This window comes from Ralstonia sp. NFACC01, from assembly GCF_900115545.1.
Taxonomy (GTDB): domain Bacteria; phylum Pseudomonadota; class Gammaproteobacteria; order Burkholderiales; family Burkholderiaceae; genus Ralstonia; species Ralstonia mojiangensis.
The window spans coordinates 103217-120276 of record NZ_FOWV01000002.1 but is presented as its reverse complement, the minus strand read 5'-3'; the positions used below and the strand labels follow the sequence as shown (position 1 = coordinate 120276).

General features: G+C 65.3%; 14 protein-coding genes. 5 read left to right on the top strand and 9 right to left on the bottom strand.

Features of this window, described 5'->3' with window-relative positions; genetic code table 11:
• Positions 1 to 159 precede the first annotated feature (159 nt).
• Positions 160 to 2829, top strand: coding sequence for a bifunctional diguanylate cyclase/phosphodiesterase (locus tag BM136_RS05200; RefSeq protein ID WP_092970861.1), 2670 nt, complete (start codon positions 160 to 162; stop codon positions 2827 to 2829).
• A 53-nt stretch (positions 2830 to 2882) separates the two neighbouring features.
• Here the strand turns inward: BM136_RS05200 and BM136_RS05195 are convergent, their stop codons facing one another.
• The 9 genes from BM136_RS05195 to BM136_RS05155 form a co-directional block, all read right to left on the bottom strand.
• Positions 2883 to 3998, bottom strand: a complete 1116-nt coding sequence (locus BM136_RS05195) for a diguanylate cyclase domain-containing protein (protein ID WP_092970860.1) — start codon at positions 3996 to 3998, stop codon at positions 2883 to 2885.
• Positions 3999 to 4052: 54 nt separating this feature from the next.
• A complete protein-coding gene (locus BM136_RS05190; RefSeq protein ID WP_092970859.1) occupies positions 4053 to 5060 on the bottom strand; it encodes a chemotaxis response regulator protein-glutamate methylesterase in 1008 nt (335 codons plus the stop codon).
• Positions 5057 to 7387 (bottom strand): hybrid sensor histidine kinase/response regulator, encoded by a 2331-nt coding sequence (locus BM136_RS05185; RefSeq protein ID WP_092970858.1) that lies wholly within the window; start codon positions 7385 to 7387, stop codon positions 5057 to 5059. Before BM136_RS05185 ends, BM136_RS05190 begins: the two co-directional genes overlap by 4 nt.
• Positions 7384 to 8085: a chemotaxis protein CheW gene (locus tag BM136_RS05180; protein ID WP_092970857.1), complete on the bottom strand. Its 702-nt coding sequence runs from the start codon at positions 8083 to 8085 to the stop codon at positions 7384 to 7386. Before BM136_RS05180 ends, BM136_RS05185 begins: the two co-directional genes overlap by 4 nt.
• A complete protein-coding gene (locus BM136_RS05175) occupies positions 8066 to 9487 on the bottom strand; it encodes a CheR family methyltransferase (RefSeq protein ID WP_092970856.1) in 1422 nt (473 codons plus the stop codon). Before BM136_RS05175 ends, BM136_RS05180 begins: the two co-directional genes overlap by 20 nt.
• Before the next feature lie 5 nt (positions 9488 to 9492).
• Positions 9493 to 9957 (bottom strand): chemotaxis protein CheW, encoded by a 465-nt coding sequence (locus BM136_RS05170; protein WP_092970855.1) that lies wholly within the window; start codon positions 9955 to 9957, stop codon positions 9493 to 9495.
• Between the two features lie 48 nt (positions 9958 to 10005).
• A complete protein-coding gene (locus BM136_RS05165; RefSeq protein ID WP_092970854.1) occupies positions 10006 to 11682 on the bottom strand; it encodes a methyl-accepting chemotaxis protein in 1677 nt (558 codons plus the stop codon).
• Positions 11683 to 11910: 228 nt separating this feature from the next.
• Complete coding sequence (locus tag BM136_RS05160) at positions 11911 to 12732, bottom strand: anti-sigma factor family protein (protein ID WP_092970853.1); 822 nt, start codon at positions 12730 to 12732, stop codon at positions 11911 to 11913.
• Positions 12722 to 13357, bottom strand: coding sequence for an RNA polymerase sigma factor (locus tag BM136_RS05155; protein ID WP_092970852.1), 636 nt, complete (start codon positions 13355 to 13357; stop codon positions 12722 to 12724). Before BM136_RS05155 ends, BM136_RS05160 begins: the two co-directional genes overlap by 11 nt.
• Positions 13358 to 13554: 197 nt before the next feature.
• Between BM136_RS05155 and BM136_RS05150 the strand changes: the two genes are divergently transcribed.
• The 4 genes from BM136_RS05150 (at position 13555) to BM136_RS05135 (ending at position 17035) form a co-directional block, all read left to right on the top strand.
• Positions 13555 to 14514, top strand: a complete 960-nt coding sequence (locus BM136_RS05150) for a metallophosphoesterase family protein (RefSeq protein ID WP_092970851.1) — start codon at positions 13555 to 13557, stop codon at positions 14512 to 14514.
• A 1-nt stretch (position 14515) separates the two neighbouring features.
• Positions 14516 to 14893, top strand: a complete 378-nt coding sequence (locus BM136_RS05145; RefSeq protein ID WP_092970850.1) for a cupredoxin domain-containing protein — start codon at positions 14516 to 14518, stop codon at positions 14891 to 14893.
• 187 nt (positions 14894 to 15080) lie between these two features.
• Complete coding sequence (locus BM136_RS05140) at positions 15081 to 15563, top strand: DUF305 domain-containing protein (protein WP_092970849.1); 483 nt, start codon at positions 15081 to 15083, stop codon at positions 15561 to 15563.
• A complete protein-coding gene (locus tag BM136_RS05135; protein ID WP_092970848.1) occupies positions 15560 to 17035 on the top strand; it encodes a YncE family protein in 1476 nt (491 codons plus the stop codon). Before BM136_RS05140 ends, BM136_RS05135 begins: the two co-directional genes overlap by 4 nt.
• The last annotated feature ends 25 nt before the right edge of the window (positions 17036 to 17060 follow it).

Genomic DNA, 17060 nt, shown 5'->3' with positions numbered 1-17060 from the left:
AAAAGCAAACGATTGCGCGTCCGGTCATTACCCCGTTCGCTCGGCTTCAGACACAGGGGCTCCGCTCCGATATAGAGTGAGAGGCACATGAAATGGCCGATATTCAGGCACGCTGCGCGCGTGCCCAAAACGACTGGACACGCAAACGCTGGAGTGGGGATGCCCGCAGAGCAATCGAAGGCTTCTTCTGGTGGTACGACTGATATCACGCCGCAGCCAGGGTGGCGGCGCAGGCTGCTATCGCCGCTGAATGTCGGGGCGGTGCTGATCCTGTTGTTCATCTGGACGTTCACGTTCCATCAACTCACCCAGGAGCGCGACAGGCTGATCCGCGATGCGCAGGCGCGCACGCAGGTTGAAGCCCAGGCATTTGGTGAGTACTCACTCGGCAGCGTGCGGCGCGTATCGGAATTCCTGCTCGATCTGCGCGCGAGCTGGCTATCCGGTCGGGACGTGTTTGAGCAGGTCATCCACGAACGGCAGGAGGCGGTGCGTGACCTGACCTTCCAGGTGGCCGTGATCGACGAGAACGGGATGCTGCTCTACTCCAGCATTGGCCCCACCACGGAACGCGTCGACCTGAGCCAGCGCGAACACTTTCGCGTGCACAAGGAATCGGGCGGACGCGACGTGCTGTTCATCAGCGACCCGGTGCAGGGCAAGGTCTCGAAAAAGTGGTCGATCCAGTTCACGCGCCCCATTCTCAAGGCTGGCCAATTTGCCGGTGTCGTGGTGGTGTCCGTCAGCCCGGAACAGTTCGCCAGCTTTGCCAATACGCTTGCGATTGGCAAGGACGGGGCTGCCACCATCATCCGCGAGTCCGGCCAGATCCTGGCGCGCGTACCCAACCCGAGCGCGGGCATCGAAAAACCGCCGCGCCGCCGCCAGTTCAACAAGCCGGGCGCGCTGGAAACAGGCAGCTACCGGGTGGTGTCGGGCACCGACGGCATCGAGCGCCTCATCGGCTATCACCACGTACCGGAGATCGGGCTCTACTTCCTGGTAGGCGAGTCGGTGGCATCGGTGCTGGAGCCCTACGACGGCTATCGGCGCACCGCGCTGGTCGAGGCGACCGCTTCCACCTTACTGCTCGCGCTGCTGTATTTCACGCTGCGCCACCAGGGCGCCGAGCGCAAGCGGCACATCGAAGACATGCGCCTGGCCTCCATGGTTTATGCATCGAGCAGCGAAGCGATGATGGTGACGACGCTCGACGGCCGCGTGATCGACGTGAACCCGGCTTTTACGGTCACCACGGGCTATTCGGCGCAGGAGTTCAAGGGCCAGTCGAGCGACGCCATCCGCTCCGAATGCAACGAGCGCGCCGTGATTGAAGCGATGCGCGACGGCGTTTCAACCAAGGGCTCGTGGAGCGGCGAATACCTGATCCGCCGCAAGGACGGCAGCGAGTTCCCTGCACTGCTCACCGTCGACACGTTTGCAGACAGCACGCTGGGCGAGCCGCGCCGGGTGGCGCTCATCCACGACATGACGGAGAAAAAGCGCGCTGAAGAGGTCATCTGGCGGCAGGCCAACTTCGATGCGCTCACCGATCTGCCCAACCGGCACATGTTCTACAACCGCCTGCGACAAGAGATTGCGCGGGCGCGGCAGACGTCTACACAACTGGCGTTGCTGTTCATCGATCTGGACCGTTTCAAGGAAGTGAACGACACGCTCGGCCACGACCAGGGCGACATCCTGCTCAAGGAGATCGCGCGGCGCATCTCGGCCATCGTGCGCGGCACCGATACGGTCGCGCGGCTGGCCGGCGACGAGTTCACCATCATCCTGCCGGACCTGCCCGATGCCTCGGCGGCCACGCCCATCATCCGTAGCTTGCTCGCGCGCATTGCCGCACCCCTGCAGCTTGGCGAGGAAAGCGTGGAAGTGTCGGCGAGCATCGGGGTGGCGCTGTACCCACGCGACGCCGACAGCGCGGAATCGTTGCTCGTGCGCGCAGACCAGGCCATGTTTGCGGCCAAGAGCGCGGGACGCAATCAATGGGCCGCTTTTACCCCGGCATTGCAGCGCGCCGAACAGGAGCGCCTGCGCGTGACCAGCGACTTGCGCGTGGCGCTGGCGCAGGGCCAGCTTACGGTGCATTACCAGCCCATCGTCGATCTGCTGACGGGCAAGGTCCGCAAGGCAGAGGCACTGATCCGCTGGCGGCATCCCGTGCGGGGCGAGATCGATCCGGCAGACTTCATTCCGGTGGCTGAAGACAGCGGGCTGATCGTCGAGATCGGCAAATGGGTGCTGAACAAAGCGCTGGATCAGCTCACGGAATGGCACACCACGCTCGACAGCACGCTGCAGGTGTCGGTCAACAAGTCACCGCTTGAATTCCGCGCGCACCAGTCGGGCACCGAATCATGGCCCAAGGTGGTGGAGCGCCGAGGGCTTCCACCGCACAGCCTGGTCGTCGAAATTACCGAAGGCTCGTTGATGGCCGATAGCGCGGAGGTGGTCGAACACCTGCACGAATTCCGGCGCGCGGGCGTGGACATCGCACTCGATGATTTCGGCACGGGGTATTCGTCGCTCTCATACCTGAAGCGGTTCGACATCGACTACATCAAGATCGATCAGTCGTTCGTGCGCAGCCTCGCGCATGACCCGAAGGACATCGCTCTGTGCAGCGCTATCGTGGGCATGGCGCACGCACTGCGTATCAAGGTCATTGCCGAGGGCATCGAGACCGAAGAGCAGAAGGCGATTCTGGTCGCGGCCGGGTGTGACTACGGCCAGGGCCACCTCTTCTGCCCGCCGGTGCCGCCGGCAGCGTTTGAAGCCTTTGTGGCCAAAAACCAGCTTGCGGAGACTTAGGCGGCGCAGGGCACGCCACTTCGTTCATTCGGCGCCTATCTTGCTTCCATCAATTAGCCGCCGCGGCCAGCACCGGTGCCAGTGCCCACCACTGTGCGGTTCTTGCCTTCGTGCTTGGCCTGGTACAGCGCAATGTCGGCGGCTTCGATCAACGTGGTGGTCGGCACGTCGTGCACCGGACTCACCACCGCGCCGCCAATGCTGACCGTCACATATCCGCCCGTGGACGAATGCATGTGCGGCACCTGCAGGGCCTCAATCGCGCTGCGGATCTTTTCCGCCAGCAGCGTCAACCCCTCGGCGCTGTTGCCGGGCAGGACGACAGCAAATTCCTCGCCGCCAAAACGCGCCGCCAGGTCACCGGGGCGGCCGAGGCATGCTTCCACCGTGCTGCCGATGCGCTTGAGCACCTCGTCCCCAGCCACGTGGCCGTAGGTGTCGTTGTAGAGCTTGAAGTTATCGACATCGATCATCAGGAAGGACAGCGCCGTGCCCTCGCGCGCGCCGCGCCGCCATTCCGCGCTCAGATATTCGTCGAGATAGCGGCGGTTGGCCAAGCCAGTCAGACCATCGGAGTTGGTCAGGCGGCGCAGTTCCAGATTGGCTTCGAGCAACTGCTGCTGCGATTGACGCAGCGCGCGGTACGCCTCGTCACGCTGCAGCAGGTTGACGTATGAGCGCGAGTGGTAACGGATGCGCGCAAGCAGCTCGATGCGGTCCGGCAGCTTGACGAGGTAATCGTTGGCGCCCGCAGCAAACGCCGCGCTCTTGATGACCGGCTCTTCCTTGGTCGACAGCACGATGATGGGCACGTCGCGCAGCACCGGGTTGGCGCGGTAGTCGCGCACCAGCGTCAGGCCATCGGTACCCGGCATCACCAGGTCTTGCAGGATGACGGTGGGGCGCGTCTGGATGGCGGCAATCATCGCTTCGTCCGAGCGCGCGCAGTAGTGGAAATCGATGCGATCTTCACCGCCCAGGGCCTGACGAATGGCTTCGGCCACGATGGCTTGGTCATCTACCAGCAACACCATCACCGGAACATCGGCGGCCGCCGGCGTACGCAGCAGCGCGCGTGCGGCTTCCAGCGCGGCGTCCGCTGCAGGGATGGGCTTGGTTTCGTCCGGACCGTCCGGATCATCCGGCATCTCAGATGGGTGGTTGGTCATGTGATGCTCCCCGTTTCTGGTTATGTATGTGTGATGGTCGTGGCCGTGCGTGCTTCAGGCATGCACGAGCGTGATGAGTTCGTCGGCGATGCGGTCAAGCGGCAGGATGGCGCGCGCCGCATCGAGCGCGGCCGCCGCCTTGGGCATGCCGTACACCGCGCTGGTCGCCGCGTCCTGCGCGATGGTGTGATAACCCTTGGCGCGCATGGCCTTCAGGCCGATGGCACCGTCGCGGCCCATGCCCGTAAGCAATACACCGATGGCGCTACCCCGCCAGTGTTCAACCACGCTGTGGAAGAACACGTCTACCGACGGGCGATATGGCGTGCTGACCGGCTCTGGCGTGTAGCCGAAAGTGCCGCCGGGCAGCACATGCATGTGGTCGTTGGTGGCGGCAAGCAGCACCTCGCCTGCACGCGGGCGGTCGCCTTCCGCGGCCACGCGCACCGTCAGCGCAGTCTGGCCATTCAGCCATTCGGCCATCCCGGCTGCAAAGGCCTGGTCAACGTGCTGGATCACGGCAATGCCCGCGGCAAACTCTGCCGGAAGTTTGCCCAGCACGGCGGCCAATGCCGTGGGCCCGCCGGCAGAGGCGCCGATGGCCACCAGCGACACCGCGCCGTCCAGCGCGTTGGTGCAAACGCGCGGCCTGGGCGCAACGGGCTTTTCCAGCAGGCGGCCGATCTGGTCAATCTTGGTGAGCAACGGATGGTTGGCGTCGGCATCCGAGCCACCGCCGAGCGTGGGCGTATCTACGGCATCCAGAGCGCCCGCGCCCATCGCCTCGTACACACGCCACGCGTTGGCGCCCACGCTGCTGGTCACCACCAGGATCGCGCACGGATTGCGCGACGCCATGATCCGCCGGGTGGCTTCCACGCCATCAAAGCGCGGCATGATCAGGTCCATCAGCACCACGTCGGGCGGCTGCGCGGCGCAAAATTCAACTGCCTGTGCCCCATCGGTCGCCACCCACAGCACACGGTGCTCGGGCCGACGTGCGATTGTGCGGCGCATGGCTTCCACCGCCAGCGGCATATCGTTGACGATGCCGATATTCATGTCCGCGCTTCTCCAATCAGGTCACGCACTGCGTCCAGCAGCGCTTCATCGTGGAAACTGCCTTTGGCGAGGTAATAATCCGCGCCGGCATCCAAGCCACGACGGCGGTCTTCCTCGCGATCCTTGTAGGACACCACCATCACCGGCAGCGCCTTCAGTGCAGCGTCGCGCTTGATGAGCGTGACCAGCTCGATGCCGTCCATGCGCGGCATGTCGATGTCGGTAACGACGAGGTCAAAGTCTGCGCCGCGCAAAGCGTTCCAACCATCCATGCCATCCACCGCTACGGTGACGGCGTAGCCGCGTTTTTCCAACAGCTTGCGTTCCAGCTCGCGCACGGTGAGCGAATCGTCCACCACCAGCACGTGCTTGCGGTGCTGCACGGCCACGCCCTGCGCGCGCTGCACCTTGTCGAGCTGGCCACCGCGCACGAGCTTATCGACCGAACGCAGCAGGTCGTCCACATCAACGATCAGCACCGCGTCGCCGTTTTCCATCAGCGCACCCGCGGCGATATCACGTACCTTGCCAAGCCGCGCATCCAGCGGCTGCACCACCAGCATGCGCTCGCCCAGGAAGCGGTCGACGGCAATACCGTAAGTTTCGGCGCCCTCCCCAATCACGACCACCGGCACGCTGTCGCGCGCCTCGCCCGGCGGCTGCGTGCCGAGCAACTGATGCGCTGTCACCAAACCCACCGGACGACCTTCGAAGCTGAAATGCTGCTGCCCTTCGAGCATGTCGATCTCGGGGCGGGCCAGCTCGAGTGTGCGTCGCACGTAGGCCAGCGGAAACGCATAGGCCTCGCCGCCCACGTCCACCAGCAGGCTGCGGATGACGGACAGCGTGAGCGGCAACTGCAGCATGAAGCGCGTGCCGCGCCCCGGCTCGTTGTGGATGCGAACGGTGCCGCGCACCGCCTTGACCACCTCGTGCACAGCATCGAGCCCGACACCGCGGCCGGACACATCCGTCACGTGTTCGCGCATCGAAAAACCCGGCAGCAGCAGGAAGTCGAGCAACTCGTGATCCGACAGACGGCTGGCGGTGTCGGCGTCGGACAGACCGCGCCGTACCACCGCAGCACGCACGGCTTCCAGATCAATGCCGGCGCCATCATCTGCCACGGTAATCAGCAGCTTGCCGGCACTGTGACGCGCTTCCAGGGTGATGGTGGCTTCAGACGCCTTGCCCTGCGTCTCGCGGGCTTCGGGCGTTTCCACGCCATGGTCGACGGCATTGCGCAGGAGGTGGCCCAGCGGGGCGTCGAGCATATCGAGGATGTCGCGGTCAACCTGCGTGGCCTCGCCGACGATGTTGAAGCGCACCTGCTTGCCCAGCGAGCGTGCCAGATCGCGCACCACGCGCGGATAGGCGTGCGTCGCGTCGCCAAACGGCCGCATGCGGCATTGCAATGCCTCGTCGTACAACTGCTGTGCAAGGTGGGTGCTGCGACGGTCGAAGCGGTCAAGGTCGTCGATGTGCTCGCCCAGCGTCTGCTGCATGTGGCCGAGCATCTGGCGCACGTCGTTGAGTGCTGCGTGCATGTCGGCGTCAGCATGCTGGTCGAGCCGTTCGACCAGCGTTTCGTAGAGTGCGTCGAGCGCCAGCGTGGCCGCGCGGTGGCTGCGTTTGACGCGCAGCATCGATTCACCGAACGGTTTGAGCCAGCGTGATTCGACCAGCGATTCGCCCGACAGGCTGAGCAGACGGTCGAGGTTATCGGCACGCACGCGCAGCATGCGGTGCGGATCGCGCGTGTTGCCGATGGGCGCACGATGCGGTGCGGGTGCAGCCGGCTCTGGCGCTGGTACGGGCGCAGTCGACAAGGCGGCCACCTCGGCGTTCAACAGCGCCAACGCCGCCTTCATCGTGGCATCTTCGGCAGCCGCGTCAGGATTGGCAAACGTTGCAGCGACAGGCGCAGCGGCGGCACGCTCCGGCGCAGAAAACGCAGCCAGCACGGCCTCTACTTCGGCGCGCGGCAGCTGGCCTGCGGTGCCGGGCTGGCCGACGCGCAGCAACAGATCCGTGCCACGCAACAGCACGTCGATATGCGCGGCGGTCAGCACGAGCGTGGCGCGCTGTGCAGCCACGAACCACTCCTCCATGCGGTGTGCGACGTCAACGCCGTCCTGCAGGCCGACGATGCGCGCGGCGCCCTTGAGCGAATGCGCGGCGCGCATGCAGGCTTCCAGCGCGGCGGCATCGGCGGGTGCGCGCTCCAGCGTCAGCAGGCCAGTCGACAGCACACGCGTCTGCGTCTGCGCTTCCTCATGGAACAGCGCCAGCAAGGATTGGCGGCCCAGATCGTCATCCACGCTCATCGCAGACTCCGGGCAATCGAGTCGAACACGCGATCGGTGTCGAGCAGGCCAATGGTGGCATCGCGCCACGCCAGCACGCCACGTGCGTGGGCCGTGGTGGCGTGCGTGAGTGTGGACGGCATCGGCAGCAGCGCGGTGGCTGGAAAGCGCAGCACGCCTTCCACCTCGTCCACCGGAAAGACGGCCGATTCGTCACGGTGTGCAGCCACCAAGAGCCGCGCATAACCATTGCGCCCGGCGTGTTTGCTGCCCGCATGATCCAGGCCCAGCAGCTCGCCCAGTGATACCGCCACCGTAAGCGCCCCGCGGATGTTGACCAGCCCCAGCACCACCCGGTTACGCCGATGCGGCAACGTGTGGATGGCGCGCGGCGTGTCGATCTGCCGCAACGCGGTGGCCGGCAGTGCGAGCCATTCGTCAGCGATACGGAATACGAGCGCGGCCAACTCCGTCCCCGCGTGCTCCGGGGTACGCAGCGGAGCAGCCGTGCGATGCGCCCGCGCGGCAGCTTCCAGGTCGGCATCGGTCAGCGCCCGATCCAGCAGCGCGGCGGCCCCGTCTTCAAAGATTGGGCAATTCAGGCAGCGCGAATACTCGGCCAGGCGCGGGCAGGATTGATCGCCGCGCGTGCCGATGCGGTTCCAGCAGTCATCAACGAGCGTGGTAACGCCCGCGTGGTCATGGACGGCGTGCGCCATGCGTTCCTCGTGTGTGCTCCGGTGTTTCGGATTCGGATGATGCGGATGGTGTCTTGCCCTGGCGTGCCAGCGCGCGCTCCGCACGCAGCATCAGCTGGCGTGCGGCCACGGTATCGCCGGCCACGTCGAGCAGCGCGGCAAGGTGGGTTAGCGCTTCGTAGTGCGCGGGTTCCAGGTACAGCGCCTTGCGGTAAAAGTCGCCTGCATCCGCGTGGCGCCCGCGTGCATCGGCAATCAGGCCGAGCAGGTAAAACGTATCGGCTTCGGGTGCGCGCAGGTTGGCGATCTCCAGCGCCACGCGCTCGGCTTCGTCAAGATTGCCGGCGTCGGCCAGCCGCCGTGCGTCGGCCACCGTGGGCCGCTCGCGCAGCATGGCTTCCATCTCGGGAATGACGGGCGACAAGGGCCGCACCGCAAAAGTGGGCGCTGGGTTGGGCCGGGGCGGGGTCTGCAGGCGCGCCGCCACGGGGCGCACCGGCACCGACGGTAACGCCACGCCGGGCAATCCCACCACGGAAGCCGCATGCTCGGTCGGCAGCGGCAAACGGAACGGCAACGGCGCCCGCGCACCCGTCTCACTTGCGGCCGTGCGTTGAAATGCAAACGCCAACGGAATCCGCGCTGAACTCATCGCGTGACGCATCATCAGGCCCGTTTCAGCAGGGCCGACGAAGATCATGCCGTCTTCCGCCAGTTGTGAATCGAGCCGGCGAATCGCCTGGTCCTGCGCGTCGCGGTGGAAGTAGATCAGCACGTTGCGGCAGAAGATGAAGTCGTAACATGTGTCGTCCGCCGGTGCGTCAGCCAGGTTGGCTTGCGCAAAGCGCACCAGTCCGCGCACGGTATCGCTCAACTGCCAGATGCCGTCGGCCTCGGTGAAATGCCGATCGCGGAAGGTCAGCGGATGGCCCCGGAAGGCATTGCGCCCATACACCGCGCGCCGTGCCTGCTCAATGGCGCGCGCGCTGATATCGATGGCGTCGATGGTGAACCGAGCGGGATCGATGCCGGCATCGAGTAACGCCATCGCCGCAGAGTACGGCTCTTCGCCCGTCGAGCATGGCGCACTAAGGATGCGCAGTACCCGCATCGGCTCGCGCGCAAGTTTTTCGCCCACCACGCGCGCCAGCGTGACGAAGGCTTCGCGGTCTCGGAAAAACCAAGTCTCGGGCACCACCAGCGCTTCGATCAGCGACTGCCGTTCTTCGGGTGCGGTGTTCAGGCGCAGCCAGTACGCGTCGAGCGCCGCCGCGTCCAGCGTCGTCGGCATGCCGCGCCCGGCCAGCATTGCGCGCGTGCGGTCCAGCACGGCGCGCTCCAGCGCGTTCGTGCCGAGCGACGGCGCATCAATGCCCGTCTCGTGCGAGAGCCAGGCTCCAAAGCGGGGATCGACGGCCACCATGACGATCAGCCAACGGTAGCCGGAAACAGCAATGCACGCACTTGCGCGTCGAGCATCGCCTCGGTATCGACCCGCTGCACGAGGCCATCGCCCAGGCTTGCCACGGGGCCGAGCCAGCGTGCATTGGGCGTGGCGACACCGCTGTCGGCAAAGTGCGCATCGTCGATACGTCGCGTGTGCGTTGCGTGTTCGAGCATCAGGCCGAGCAGCGGTGCTTCGTCGCCGCGGGAACCGGATTCATAGCGCACCAGCACCAGACGCGTGGAACGCAACGGCCGCGCAGGGCGGCCCAAGGCAAGCTGCGGCACGTCGATCACCGGCACAGGTGCGCCATGCCGTTCGATCACGCCCGCCACCCACGCAGGCGCACCCGGAATCGACTTGGTGGCGGCCAAGGGCAGCACTTCAGCAATCTGCGCCACGTTGAGCGCATAGCGGTCGCCATCGAGCTGGAACAGGAGGTAAAGCATGGCGATTCTCGCTACGGCAAAAACACGTCAATGCGGATGCGCTGCGGGTCAGGCTTCGATCTTGAAGCGCGACACGCCGGTACGAAGCTGGTTGGCCACCAGCGTCAGGTCGTCAATCGCCTGCGACGACTGGCGCAGCGATTCCGCCGTCTGCTGTGCAGCTTCGGACAACTGCGACAGCGCCTGCGTAATCTGCTCGGCACCCGTCGCCTGCGTCTGCATGCCTTCGTTCACCATCTGGAAGCGGGGCGCCAGCGTCTGCACCTCGGTAATGATCTGGGAGAGCTGCGTGCCGACCTGCTGCACGTCACGCATACCGCGCCGCACCTCTTCCGAGAACTTGTCCATGCCCATCACGCCAGCGGAGACGGCCGATTGGATTTCCTTGACCGTCTGCTCGATGTCGTAGGTGGCGACTGCCGTCTGGTCAGCCAGTCGGCGGATTTCCGTGGCCACCACCGCAAACCCGCGGCCGTATTCGCCAGCCTTCTCCGCCTCGATGGCCGCGTTGAGCGACAGCAGGTTCGTCTGGTCGGCCACCTTGGTGATGGTCGACACCACCTGGTTGATGTTGGTCGCCTTCTCGTTGAGGATGGCCAGCTTGGCGTTGACCGAACCTGCAGCTTCCATCACGCCGCGCATGGTGTCTTCCATGCGGTTCAGGCCGCTCTGGCTGGCGCCGGCCAGCGTGGCGGATTGCTCGGCCACGCTCGATACCTCGTTCATCGTGCGCAGCAGGTCGCGCGAGGTGGCAAAGATCTCGCGCGACGTTGCGCCGATCTCGGTGGTGGTCGCGGCGGTCTCGGCGGCGGTGGCCTGCTGCTCCTTGGAAGTGGCGGCAATCTCGGCCACGGACGTCGTCACCTGCAGGGAGGACTTCTGCGCCTGCGACACCAGGCTCGCCAGCTCTTCGGCCATGCGGTTGAAACCTTCTTCCAGCGTGCCGAACTCATCATTGCGGCGCAGATCGAGCCGGCCCGACAGGTTACCGGTGCGCATGTCGTCGTGGGCACCCACCACACGGGCCATCGGCACCGTAATTGCCTTGAACAGCGCATAGCCCAACACCACCGCGGCCAGCAGCACCACACCCAGCGCTACGGCCAGCGTGATCTCGGTGCTCTGTACCGAGCTGCGAATCTGCTGCGCCGATTGGTCGGCTACCGCGCGGTTATCCGTCACGAGCTGTTCGGCAAGGTTCACGGCCTCTTCCCAGGCAGGTATGGCATGTTGCGCCACAGCCTGCGCAGCCGGCCGGGATTTGGCTGCCTGTTGCACAGCGTCGTTGAACATGGCCAGGTATTTGTCGATGGCGGCGCGATACGTGCGGAACCGCTGGCGGTCATCCTCACGGAAGATGGTGGCCTCGTAGGCGGCCGAGTATTGATCCAGCTCTCGCACGCTTTTGGCCGCGCGATCCAGGTCGCGCCGCACGACATCTGCATCGGTATCGACAAACAATGCACGTTCGAGCATCGCCTGGCTATTGCGCGTCGCTGCGCGCAGCGATGTGGACAAATACAAACCCGGTACCGAATCGCGCTCCAGGCTCATGGCCTCTTCGTCAATCGCGCGAAGCCGCGTGTACGACACCGCCGCCATGATGACCATCAAAATGAACAGCACACCGAAGCTCAAGACGATGCGGTTGCCGAGTGAAAAGCGGCCGCCGCGAAGCATGCCTGACAGGGTTGCGTTGCTGATGCGGGGCGTCGCAGAGACCATGGTTGAAACCTAGAAGAAACCGACAAGAAAGCCGTGGCGAAAAAGACGTGAAAGCGGCCCAGAGCGCGCCACACAGAAGTGTTTGGAATGGTAAAGGAACGTATCGGTCACCGGAACCGAAACCTGTGTGATTCCGCGTCAATACAAGGGTAAGCCCCTGCCTGGTCAAGGGTGACGCGCCGCCGATTGAGCACAGGCGAGCACTCGGGGCCCTCCCCGCCGGAGCCCTCAGCGGCCGCGCACTGCCCGCGCAAACGCTTGCACCACGTCGGCAGACGCATCGGTGATGGCCCAGTAGCCCATGCCGGCGCTGCGCCAGGCCATCAACTGGTAGCCGCGCTCGGTGCGCAGCGCGGGTTCGGTGTCGCTGCCGGCCTCGGGGCGTACGTACAGGTCCACCGGATGCTGCGCTGAGCGGTAGACCAGCACCGCCACCGGGCGGCCGTCGATGTAGTCCAACCGGCCGCCGATGAGGGGGAACCCGCGTGCTGCAAGGTCGGTAACGGGCGGCGCATAGTCGATGCGGCCGTTGAACCACGGCTTGACCGTGTGCCGATCGGACGACAGCACATCGGTCTCCCGCGCGCCCAGCAGCGCCCGCACGTGGCTGGCGGTGATGTCGTGCGCGGTGAGCGCAGCCGTATCGGGCCGGCCCACCAGCACGCCCACACCGAGTGCCACGGCCGCGAGCGCGCCAGCGCCCAATCCCAAGCCGAGCCCCCGCGATGGCGTGATCAACCAATTAGCCAAGCGCTGCCATGGCGATTCCGACTGGCGCGGCGCGCGCGGGCGGGGCGATTCGGGGCGCACGCCAGCCTCCCCCTGCACGGCCTGCAATACACGCTCGCTCAAACCAGGCGGCGCCTTCCTGTAGAGCGCCGGCGCACGCAGCCCCTGCCGCAGCGCACGTACCACGCCATCGTGGCGCGCCGCAATGTCGGTACATGCGGCACACGTGGCCAGATGCGTTTCCATGCGCAGGCTGTCGGCTACTCCGAGTTCGCCATCGGCGCGGGCAGCCAGCAACGCGCGGATGTCGTCACAGTTCATGGCGGAACTCCTTGGTGCTGTTTCCCAGACCGCCCGACGCCCGGATGGGTGTCACATTTGTGCGCAGCGGTGCGTTGTCTTCCGTAAGCAGACGTGCGAGCTGCTGCCGCGCACGTGCCAGCCGCGACATGACCGTGCCGACGGGCGCGTCCACCACGGCGGCAATGTCGCGGTACGGCAGGTCTTCCAGCTCGCGCAGCACGAGCACCTCGCGATACGGCACCGGCAACTGCGCCAGCGCGACATGCACGCGGCGCACATCGTCGATGCGGGCGAGCAGCGCAGCGGGGTCGACGCCATAGCTGGCGCTGTCGTCGTTCGCCTGGCCTGCTGCTGCATCGTCATCCCACGGCTGGGCCGGTGCCTGTTTGCGGCGCGCGCATTCCGAGAACCACGTGTTGCGCACGATGGCCAGCAGCCATGGGCGGCCGTCCCCGCCGCGAAACCCGCCAAACAGCCGGAACGCGCGCAGGCAGGCTTCCTGAACGATGTCGTCGGCGTCTTGTGCGTCGCCCGAGAGCCAGCGCGCCAGGTTGTAAGCGGCGTCGACATGCGGCAGCACCGCCTGCGCAAAGCGCTGGGCGTCGGTGGGCAGATCGAGCGTGGGGTCTGGCAGGTCGGGCATGGCGGCCTGGAGGCGGTTGACCTCCGTATACCGGGGTGCAATCCAGTTTATTCCCGCCCCGAAGAAATTTTGTGAAAACGCGAATCTTATGGAATACGCGGGCACCCCAGCCGGTATGACAGGCAGGACCGGCGCTTCCTTCATTTCCATCGCGCTGGGCCGCTACCCAACTCGGTCATCTATTGCAGGGGACACCCATGAGCAAGCAACCCGGACGACGCCAGTTCCTGCAACTGGCCGCGGTCGGCGGTCTGGTGTACGCATCCGGCCTGCCCGGCTGGCATGCGATGGCGGCCACCACGCGCGCCGCCGGCACCAAGCAGGACGATTTCTACTTCGTGCAGTTATCCGACACCCACTGGGGCTTCAAGGGCGCGCCCAATCCGGATTCGCAAGGCACGCTGCCCAAGGCGATTGCGGCGGTGAATGCGTTGTCGCCCGCGCCGGACTTTGTCATCTTCACGGGCGACCTCAGCCACATCAGCGACGACCCTGCCGAGCGCCGCAAGCGCCTGGCCGAGTTTCGCGACATTGCCGCCAAGATCAAGGTGCCGGTGGTGCATTACATGCCGGGCGAGCACGATGCCTCGCTCGACAACGGCGAGGCCTATATCGAACTCTTCGGCCGCACGCATTATTCATTCGATCACAAGGGCGTGCACTTCATCGCCATCGACAACGTGTCGGACCCGTCCGCGCGCGTGGGGGAGGCACAGCTCGCGTGGCTGGCGGCGGATGTGCGTTCCGTGCCCGAGCACACGCCCATCGTCGTGTTCACGCATCGGCCGCTGTTCGATCTGTACCCGCAATGGGACTGGGCCACGCGCGATGGCCAGCAGGTCATCGACTTGCTGATGCCGCACCCGAACGTGACGGTGTTCTACGGCCACATCCACCAGGAACACCACCACATGACCGGGCACATTGCCCACCACTCGGCGCGCTCGCTGATGTTCCCGCTGCCCGCGCCCCCCGCACCGGGATCGCAGGCAAAACGCAACCCGGTCCCGTGGGATGCCGCAGCGCCCTATCGCGGCCTGGGCTGGCGCAGCATCACCGAGCACGGCAAGCAGGACGCCACCACCTGGGCGCTGGCCGAACAACCGATCCAACCCAACAGCGAAGCCACTGCCGCCAAGACGCCGGAGACCACCTGACATGCGCCCTCTCATTGCACACAACCCCAAGCGCCGACTGGCGCTGCGTCAGTTCACCGTGCTCGCGGCGGGTGCGGCCCTCGCCTGTGTTGCGCACGGCGAGGGCCCCACGGTCATTCGCGTGCACGCGCGCAAGTTCACCTTCACGCCAGACAAGATCACGCTCAAGCGCGGCGTGCCCGTGGTGTTCGAGTTGACTGGGCAAGACATCCTGATGGGCTTTGCCATTCCGGACTTCAACGTGCGTGCCGACGTGGTGCCGGGGCAGACCGTGCGGCTGGCGCTTACGCCCGACAAGACGGGCACGTTCGATTTCCTGTGCGACATCTTCTGCGGCTCGGGCCACGAGACGATGAATGGAACGTTGACCGTCACCTGAAGCGCAAAGAGCAAAGAAGAAAGCGAAGTGAAACGCCCCGACCTGTTCGGGGCGTTTTCATTGACAGGATGCACGCATGACGTGCTTGCAGCGGCATACACATTCTTTACGACGCGCGGGAATAAACCGTCGGCCTACGGTGTTTACTCCGCTAGCACGCCATCGACCCGCACTCTGGAGGACCCATATGTCGTCACGTTCGCAGCGTCGCCTACGCACGTTGCTGTTTGCTGTGTTCACACTCATGTCAGGCATCGGAGCGCACGCTGCAGTTGCGCAGGAAGCACCGCCACAGGCCAATCGCGAGCAGGCCTTCCTCGCCGAAAACGATGTCGCCATGACAAAGATGATGGACGGCATGGCCCCGAAGCCCAGCGGCAACATCGACCAGGATTTCGTCGCGATGATGACGCCACATCACCAGGGCGCCATCGACATGGCCGTGGCCTACCTGCGCTACGGCCAGAACGAACAACTGCGCCGCATCGCGCAGGAAATCGTCGTCGCGCAACAGCAAGAGATTGCAGCGATGCGCTTGGCGCTTGGCCAGCCGCCGCCCCCGTCGGCACCGGTCCCCACGCAGTTCCGCCCGGCCTCCGCAACGACTGCGCCCGCATCCCATGCGGCGCATCACGCCCACACCACCACCCCCCAACAGAAAGACCGATGAAGAACCGACTGTTTGTTGCCACGGCGCTTGCCGCAGCGGCCATCACGTGCGCCGCGAGCGCCAGCGCCGGGCAGGCACCCGCATCCCTTGCCTCGCCTGACATTCCCATCAGCCACAGGGATCGCGTCTACGCGGCCGAGCAATTCTCGAACACGGTGTCCGTCACGGACCCCGCCAGCAACACGCTCCTGGGTGTGATCAAGCTGGGCGATCCTGCGCCCGGCAACTTCAGCCCGCTCTATCGCGGACAGGTGCTGGTGCACGGCATGGGCTTCTCGCCAGATCACCGGACCTTGGCGGTGGTCTCCATCGGCTCCAACTCAGTCACGTTCATCGATACGCAGACCAACGCCGTCAAACACACCACGTATGTTGGCCGCTCGCCTCACGAAGCGTTCTACACGCCGGATGGCAGCGAGGTCTGGGTGACCGTGCGCGGCGAAAACTACATCGCCGTGCTCGATGCCAATACCTATGCAGAGAATGCGCGCGTTACCGTACCGGCGGGCCCCGGCATGACGATCTTCTCGCCGGACGGCAAGTACGGCTACGTGTGCTCATCGTTCAATCCGGAAACGGTCGTGATCTCGACGGCCGATCACAAGATCGTGGGACACATCAAACAGGAATCGCCGTTCTGTCCCAACATTGCCGCCACGCCGGATGGCAAGCAGGTGTGGTTCACATTGAAGGACATCGGCAAGGTGCAGGTATTCAACGCCCGCCCGCCGTTCAATGCGATCACGTCGTTCGAGGCCGGGCCCATCACCAACCACGTCAACTTCGCGCATAACGCCAAGGGCACGTTTGCCTATGTGACGATTGGCGGCACGAACCAGGTCAAGGTATTCCGGACCGACAATTTCGAACGGGTCGCGACGATTCCCATCGGCAAGCTTCCGCACGGTCTATGGCCGTCCGGTGACGGCACCCGCATCTATGTCGGCCTGGAGAATGACGACGCACTGGCCGTCATCGACACACTGACGAACAAGGTGGTATCGACTGTTCCGATTGGGCAGGCACCGCAGGCGCTGACGTACGTGCCGAACGCTGTGCCTGATGGCAACGGCACGGAGAACCTGCAACCGCTTGGCACAGCGGGGCAGGTCAGCCATCTCGCACTCGTGCCGGCCACCGCAGACAAGTCCGACGCATCGGCGGCCCCCACCAGCGTGGCGCTGTTCGATCAGGGGCTCGTCCAGGTGTTCCAGGCATCGGTGACCGGATTGCAGCCGAAGCAGCCCTATGCGATTGCCTTGTCACAGAATGCGGATGGCAGCGGCCCGCTTGAGACCCTGGCGAGCTTCATGACCAACCCGGCCGGTGGCGCCATCGTCAACTCGATCGGGCAGATTCGGCAGGTGGTCACGCCTGGCAACGCGGACGCTGGCAACACGCGCCGGTATCTTGTGATTGCACCGGTGGTGTCCGGCAAGCTTGGGACTGCGGTGCAGATTCAGGCGCGCTAGGCAATGTGCGCCCCTGCGGCGTTCG

Excerpts from the sequence above, each read along its gene's own strand:
- BM136_RS05190 (WP_092970859.1), bottom strand. The coding sequence starts at position 5,060 with ATGAATATCGGCATCGTCAACGATATGCCGCTGGCGGTGGAAGCCATG.
- BM136_RS05180 (WP_092970857.1), bottom strand. The coding sequence starts at position 8,085 with ATGGCGCACGCCGTCCATGACCACGCGGGCGTTACCACGCTCGTTGAT.
- BM136_RS05185 (WP_092970858.1), bottom strand. The coding sequence starts at position 7,387 with ATGAGCGTGGATGACGATCTGGGCCGCCAATCCTTGCTGGCGCTGTTC.
- BM136_RS05195 (WP_092970860.1), bottom strand. The coding sequence starts at position 3,998 with ATGACCAACCACCCATCTGAGATGCCGGATGATCCGGACGGTCCGGAC.
- BM136_RS05175 (WP_092970856.1), bottom strand. The coding sequence starts at position 9,487 with ATGGTGGCCGTCGATCCCCGCTTTGGAGCCTGGCTCTCGCACGAGACG.
- BM136_RS05145 (WP_092970850.1), top strand. The coding sequence starts at position 14,516 with ATGCGCCCTCTCATTGCACACAACCCCAAGCGCCGACTGGCGCTGCGT.
- BM136_RS05150 (WP_092970851.1), top strand. The coding sequence starts at position 13,555 with ATGAGCAAGCAACCCGGACGACGCCAGTTCCTGCAACTGGCCGCGGTC.
- BM136_RS05170 (WP_092970855.1), bottom strand. The coding sequence starts at position 9,957 with ATGCTTTACCTCCTGTTCCAGCTCGATGGCGACCGCTATGCGCTCAAC.
- BM136_RS05155 (WP_092970852.1), bottom strand. The coding sequence starts at position 13,357 with ATGCCCGACCTGCCAGACCCCACGCTCGATCTGCCCACCGACGCCCAG.
- BM136_RS05165 (WP_092970854.1), bottom strand. The coding sequence starts at position 11,682 with ATGGTCTCTGCGACGCCCCGCATCAGCAACGCAACCCTGTCAGGCATG.
- BM136_RS05160 (WP_092970853.1), bottom strand. The coding sequence starts at position 12,732 with ATGAACTGTGACGACATCCGCGCGTTGCTGGCTGCCCGCGCCGATGGC.
- BM136_RS05135 (WP_092970848.1), top strand. The coding sequence starts at position 15,560 with ATGAAGAACCGACTGTTTGTTGCCACGGCGCTTGCCGCAGCGGCCATC.
- BM136_RS05140 (WP_092970849.1), top strand. The coding sequence starts at position 15,081 with ATGTCGTCACGTTCGCAGCGTCGCCTACGCACGTTGCTGTTTGCTGTG.
- BM136_RS05200 (WP_092970861.1), top strand. The coding sequence starts at position 160 with ATGCCCGCAGAGCAATCGAAGGCTTCTTCTGGTGGTACGACTGATATC.